Source organism: Streptomyces sp. MCA2, from assembly GCF_023544705.1.
Classification (GTDB): domain Bacteria; phylum Actinomycetota; class Actinomycetes; order Streptomycetales; family Streptomycetaceae; genus Streptomyces; species Streptomyces decoyicus.
Genome location: NZ_JAMJFM010000057.1, coordinates 57,582 through 63,581, shown reverse-complemented (window position 1 = coordinate 63,581; position 6,000 = coordinate 57,582). Strand labels below are relative to the sequence as shown.

Annotated in this window: 5 protein-coding genes; 2 read left to right on the top strand and 3 right to left on the bottom strand. The window is 70.2% G+C overall.

Annotated features, from left to right (window positions below; genetic code table 11):
* A partial coding sequence (locus tag M8I34_RS34250) for an FAD-dependent oxidoreductase (RefSeq protein WP_250056371.1) occupies positions 1-1,187 on the top strand: 1,187 nt, incomplete at its 5' end.
* Between the two features lie 388 nt (positions 1,188-1,575).
* Here M8I34_RS34250 and M8I34_RS34245 read toward each other — a convergent pair.
* Genes M8I34_RS34245 through M8I34_RS34235 form a run of 3 tightly spaced genes read right to left on the bottom strand, consistent with a single transcriptional unit; the run spans position 1,576 to position 4,396 of the window.
* Complete coding sequence (locus M8I34_RS34245) at positions 1,576-2,796, bottom strand: cytochrome P450 (RefSeq protein WP_250056369.1); 1,221 nt, start codon at positions 2,794-2,796, stop codon at positions 1,576-1,578.
* Positions 2,797-2,832: 36 nt separating this feature from the next.
* Positions 2,833-4,197, bottom strand: coding sequence for an FAD-dependent oxidoreductase (locus M8I34_RS34240; RefSeq protein WP_250056368.1), 1,365 nt, complete (start codon positions 4,195-4,197; stop codon positions 2,833-2,835).
* Complete coding sequence (locus tag M8I34_RS34235; protein ID WP_250056366.1) at positions 4,187-4,396, bottom strand: ferredoxin; 210 nt, start codon at positions 4,394-4,396, stop codon at positions 4,187-4,189. Before M8I34_RS34235 ends, M8I34_RS34240 begins: the two co-directional genes overlap by 11 nt.
* Positions 4,397-4,991: 595 nt before the next feature.
* Between M8I34_RS34235 and M8I34_RS34230 the strand changes: the two genes are divergently transcribed.
* Positions 4,992-5,612: a hypothetical protein gene (locus M8I34_RS34230; RefSeq protein ID WP_250056364.1), complete on the top strand. Its 621-nt coding sequence runs from the start codon at positions 4,992-4,994 to the stop codon at positions 5,610-5,612.
* The last annotated feature ends 388 nt before the right edge of the window (positions 5,613-6,000 follow it).

Here is a 6,000-nt window from a genome sequence, read left to right as displayed (position 1 = left end):
CCTGGCTGGGCAAGGGACAGCACCGCATGTTCCAGCTCTGCAAGGAGCTGGGCCTTGAGGTCTATCCCCAGTACAAGCGGGGCGCTCACATCCTGCGCCTGGACGGGGTCAACCACCGCTACCGCGGTGGTATCCCCTCCGTGGGCCCGGGGACGCTGATCGCCCTCGGTCTGGCGCTGGTGCGGCTGAATCTGATGGCGCGGCGCCTCCCGCCGGATGCCCCTTGGCGCGCCCGGGGTGCCCGGGCGCGGGACGCCCGTACGCTCGGGCAGTGGCTTTCCGGCCCGCTGAACGTGCCCTCGGCGACCGCCCGCACCCTGCTCGGGTCGGCCATGAATCTGCTGTTCTGCACCGACCCGGCGGAGGTCTCGCTGCTGGGCGCCCTCACCCTGGCCAGGGGCGGCGGCGGCTTCAGCTACTACACCGACTCCCGCAGGACCGAAACCCATCTCGTGGACGGCGGAGCCCCCGAACTGGCGAGGCGGATGGCCGAGCGCCTGGGAGACAGGGTGCACCTGTCCAGCCCCGTTCAGCAGATCGCGCACGACGGCACCGGCGTGAAGGTCGTCTCCACCTCGCGCGTCGTGCGGGCGCAGCGGGTGATCGTGGCGGCGCCGCCGGTGCTGGCGGGGCGGATCTGCTTCGACCCGCCGCTTCCCACCTCGTGCGGCCATCTGTTGCAGCGCGTGGTACCAGGGGCGATCATGCGGGTGCACACGGCGTACCCGGAGCCGTTCTGGCGCGAGCAGCACCTGTCGGGACAGACGCTCGCGCCCCAGTCGGCCGTCCAGCTCACCATCGACCAGACGCCTCGGTCGGGACAGCCAGGTGTACTCAGCAGCTACGCGTTCAGCACCGGAGCCCTGCGCATCTCTCGCCTGGACCCGGCCGAGCGGCGAGAGGTCTGGCTGAACTCGCTGGCCGAGCGGTTCGGTCCGCAGGCACGCCGTCCCACCCAGTATCTGGAGACCGACTGGTCCTCCCAGCAGTGGTCGCTGGGCGGGATGATCGGCCACTTCCCGCCCGGCACGCTGACCAACTACGGCAGCGCGCTGCGGGAGCCGGTGGGCCGGATCCACTGGGCCAGTACCGAGTCGGCAACGCTGATGCACGGGCTGATGGAGGGAGCGGTGCGCTCCGGCGAGCGGGCCGCCCACGAAGTCCTGACCCGGCTCGGCGCCCGCTGACCCTCCGCTCCAGGCCCTCACGGACGGGTGGGACCGGCCGCCGAGGCCGGCTCCTGCCGTCAGGCGTAAGCTGCTCGGCTCATGAACATACGGGGTGCAGGGGCACGGATACGGGCGCTGCCGGACACCGGTCCATGGCCGGCGGACATCGGGAGCGCACTGCTGGTCCAGGCGGCGGTGTCGGTGCCATGGGTCATCCCGCGCGACCCGCACCTGGAACCCGCGACCCTGGTCGGCTACCTCGCGCACCCTCGTGTACAGCGTCAACTCCACGAACGCCAAGGGCCAGGACACCAACAGGACCGTGAGGGACCTGATCGTGGCGGCCTTCGGAAAGCCGGCGGCGGGCTGATCCAGCCGGGCACCTCAGCAGGCGCCCTGGACGCCCTCAGCCGTTCTCGACCAGCAGGTGCCGGGGGCCGCGCAGTACGGGGCTGCGCCGGTAAGGAGGCGGGTCCGCGACCAGGCGGGGGTGGTCGAGGTACTGGATGAGCTCGTTCAGCGCGATCTGCGCCTCCAGACGGGCGAGTGGCGCGCCGAAGCAGCTGTGGACGCCGCTGCCGAAGCCGAGGTGCTGGTGGTCGTCGCGGGTCGGGTCGAAGCGGTCGGGGTCAGGGAACCGCAGGGGATCGCGGTTGCCGGAGGCGAGCAGCAGGATGAGGGGCGCGCCTTGGGGGATCGTGACACCCGCGACCTCGATGTCGGCCAACGGGGTGCGCTGCGGCAGCATCTGGACCGGAGGCTCGTAGCGCAGCAGTTCCTCCACCGCGTGCGGCATCAAGGCGGGTTCGGCGCGCAGGCGTGCCAGCTCATCGGGGTGGCGCAGCAGGGTGAGGATGCCGTTGGTGATCAGGTTGACGGTGGTCTCGTGACCGGCGATGAGCAGCAGCACGGAGGTGGTCATGATTTCGAGCGGAGTGAGCTGCCCCTCGGAGCTGTCGCCGCCGACGCTGTCTCCGCCGACGAATGCGGAGAGCATGTCGTCGGACGGATGGGCACGGCGTTTCTCGGCGAGCTCACCGAGGTACAGGCCCATCGCCTTGCGGGCCTCCGCGGCCGCGCGCGGACGCTCGGTGGGGTCCTCCCCGGGCGTGGGATCGATGCCGGCGACGATCGCGTCCGACCACTCACGGAAGCGCGGCTCGTCCTCGATCGGTACGCCCAGGAGACGGCAGATCACCGTGACGGGGAGCGGGTAGGCGAAGTCGTCGACGACGTCGATCAGCTCCTTGCCCTGGAAGGAGCCGATGAGGTCCTTGACGATCCTGGTGATCTCGTCGTGCATGCCGTCGATCCGGTCCGGCGTGTGGGGCGGGCCGAAGGAGCGCATCGCCAGGCCACGCAGCCGGTGGTGTTCGGGGTCGTCGAGGCCGATGAAGGCCGGCGGAAGCCCCTCCTCGGCGGTCTCGTCCGGGACGGTGCGCTTGCGGCGGTCCGAACTGATCCGCGGGTCGTGCAGCAGCGCTTCGATGTCGTGGTAGGTCCCGACCAGGTAGCTGCCGTCCTCCTGCCGTGCCACCCTCGCCTCGCGGAGCTCGGCGTACAGCGGATAGGGGTCCGCACGGTTGGCGTAGTCGGTGATCCGGTGGAACAGGGTGTCCGCAGCCATGCGCGGGCTCCTCATCGCTAGGGAGGGGCGGTGGACTCAGCGGGCCGGTTGCACCAAGGTCAGCCGGCGGTCCGGCAGATGACCGGTGAGGGCGACGGTCGGACCGTGCGAGAGCACCTTCGGGTCCGGCACGTCGGACGGGACGGGCTCGGGGGACTCGATCTGGTCGGCGGCGCCCGGCGCCGGCGGAAACGGCGCCGCCGTCTCGATCAGCCGCTGGTAGTACTCCAGCGACTTGGCCTGGTTCACACTCACCGCTGCCGTGACGCGTCCCCGGTAGCCGTAGACGGCGACCAGGCGGGCGTCCTTCAGTGACCCCTGGGCGATGACCACCTGATCGGAGAAGGTGGGCACTCCGACCGACTTGATGTTGAGGCCGAACTGGCTGGACCAGAACGCCGGAACCGTCAGATGGGGGCGTCTGCGCGGCCCCGCATTGATCATGTTGTGGGCCGCCACCTCGGCCTGGGCGACCGCGTTGCCCCAGTGCTCCAGGGAGAGCAGCTGATACTCGAAGAGCGGGTGCGGGAACCGGGCCACGTCGCCGGCGGCGAAGACGTCGTCGGTGACGATCCCGTACATGTCGAAGGCCCGGCACCCCGCGTCGCAGGTCACTCCTCGCGGGCCCGCGGCGATCCCCGACTCGGCCAGCCACTCGGTGTTGCGGACCGCGCCGAGGGCCACCACGGCGACATCGGCATCGATCCTCGTACCGTCGGAGAACCGGGCGCCGGTGAGCCGGCCGTCGCCCTCCAGCGCGGTGACGGTCACCCCGCACCGCAGATCGACACCGTGCGCGCGCTGCAACTTCGCCGCCAGCGCACCCAGCGTGCCGCCGAGTGCCCCGACCAGCGGCGCCGGGCCCCGCTCCGCGACCGTCACCTCGAGACCGCGCTCCCGGCAGGCGGAGGCGATCTCCGACCCGGTGAACCCGGCACCGACGACCAGGACCCTTCGCGGTCCGGCATCGAGGCGCTCCGCAAGACGGCCGGCGTCCTCGACGGTGCGCAGGGTGAACACCCCGTCCAAGGCGGCCTCGGCCGGGTTCGGCCAGGGCCTGGCACGGGTTCCGGTGGCGATCAGCAGCCGGTCGAAGGGCACTTTCTCACCGTCGGCGAGGAGAACCTGTTTCCCGACCGGATCGAGTCCGGTGGCGCGCACACCGAGTTTCCACTGCGCGTCCACGTCACGGCGCTGCGGCAGCCCGGTCCTGTCCGCCGGCACCGTCCCGAGCAGCACCTGTTTGGACAACGGCGGTCTGTCATAGGGGGTGTGCGGCTCTTCCCCGATCAGAGTCAGGGAGCCCGCGAACCCTTCCTCGCGCAGCGTCTCGGCGGCCCGCAGCCCCGCGAGCGACGCTCCGACGATCACGATGCGGCCGTCGCGTGGTTCAGCGTGCACCGGCGCCCGCCTCCTCGCCCACAAGAATCGCCTGCACCGGACACGCGGCTTCGGCACGAAGGACACGTTCCTGCTGGTCGTCCGGTACGGCCGGGGTGTACAGCAGGGCCTCCTCGCCATGCATCGTGAAGACACGGGGAGCGACGAAGGCGCACTGCGCATACCCCTGACATCGATTGAGATCAACAACGATGTTCATCCCGAGCCGCTCCTCCCACCGCCACACCCGTCGAGTCCGTCCTACAACGGGTCTCTGTGCCGCGCACGTGAGGGTGGACCATCCGAGGACTACGCGGGGTGGGACGCCCCCCGCAGCGCGACAGGGAAAAGGCGACCGGCGACCGATGGTGCGCCGGCGCCCGGACTCGGCGGTCAGCCTTGCCTGCCGGTCGGCCAGGGTGTCGAGATGCTCCACTCCTGGGGCAACGATCTGACATCGATGCCGTCGCGTCGCAGTGACTCCACCCCCGGCAGGAGGGCCGAGACCATGGCGGAAGCGCCGGGGGAAAGACTCAAAGGAGTGACAACCGGACGGAGTTAAGGTCCTCCGTCAACCCGGTGAGGGGCCGCAGCCAATGCCCGTATGGCTCATTCAAGTCCCCTTTCTTGACTGCTAAAGACGGGTTGGGCAGCATCCGAACGCCCCATGATGGTGGGCTTGTTCGGTCGCGTATCCGAGTGCGGACAGCATGCGCCCCACGACAAAACGGAGCGCGGCCGGGTTAATTGCGGAGCGAGATGAGTAACATCCAGCCAACCGTAGATCGATCAGGCAAGAGAGAGCAGGCTGTTTCATGTCAGACTCGGAATTCGCTGTGCAGGTGGCCGCCAAGCTGAAGGGCATCACGAAGGAGATCGACGAGCTACAGAAGCTCCGATCGAAACTGGAGGACCTGCAACAGCACCTCGGAACGAGTCCTCAGGAAGAAGCAGTTGCCGCACCGCAGCCCGTGGAGACCGATGCCACGGCCACAAAACCGGTGACCGTACCCGCGGCGCGACGCGCAAAGTCTGCCGCGCCGAAGGTCAAGCCGGCGAAGAAGGCCCCGGCCAAGGCGGCCAAGACAGCGGCCGGCGCGAAGAAGGCACGGAAGGCCACACCGGCCAAGGGCAAGGCCCCGCAGCGGAACTCCACCCGCGTCGACCGCGTGCTCGGACTGCTCGACGAGCAGCCGCGTACGGTGACGGAGCTGACGAAGCTGCTGGCGCAGGAGCACCCGGACCACACGGCACCGGAGACCGCCGTGCGCAACACCCTGGAGACCTCGCTCGTCGCCAAGGGTCTGGCGCACCGCAGCAAGCAGGGCAGGAGCGTCTTCTACTCCCTCCCCGCCGCCGCTCCCCAGGCCGGCACCGAGGCCCAGGAAACCGATGCCGCAGATGCCCATGAGGAGGCCGCGACCGCCCGCGCCTGACCCGGGTCCCGCTCCCGTCTGCCGGTGCTGCCCCGCGCAGCCAGCAGACGGGGCGCGGCCGGCGTGCGACGGACCGTCCGCGATCGGCGGGCGGAGCGGGGGACGGGCGCCTGCCGCACGCCGGGAGCAGCCCGACGAGGGGCGGGCGGAGCGGTACAGAGGGGTTGGCGGAGCGGGGCTCGGGGACGCCGAGGGCCACCGTGGCGATCAGGTGCCCGGACGTCTGAGACGATGAAGATCTATAAGAAGCCCTGTGGGGAGAGCGAGCTGTCCGGCGGCCGAGACGTTGTCGCGGCCCGATAGGGGTCAAATCACCGCAAAAGCGGTGCAGACGCCGTCGGCAAGGGCAGCCGCAGAGGGGTAATACGGCCGAGTCTTGACGAACCGG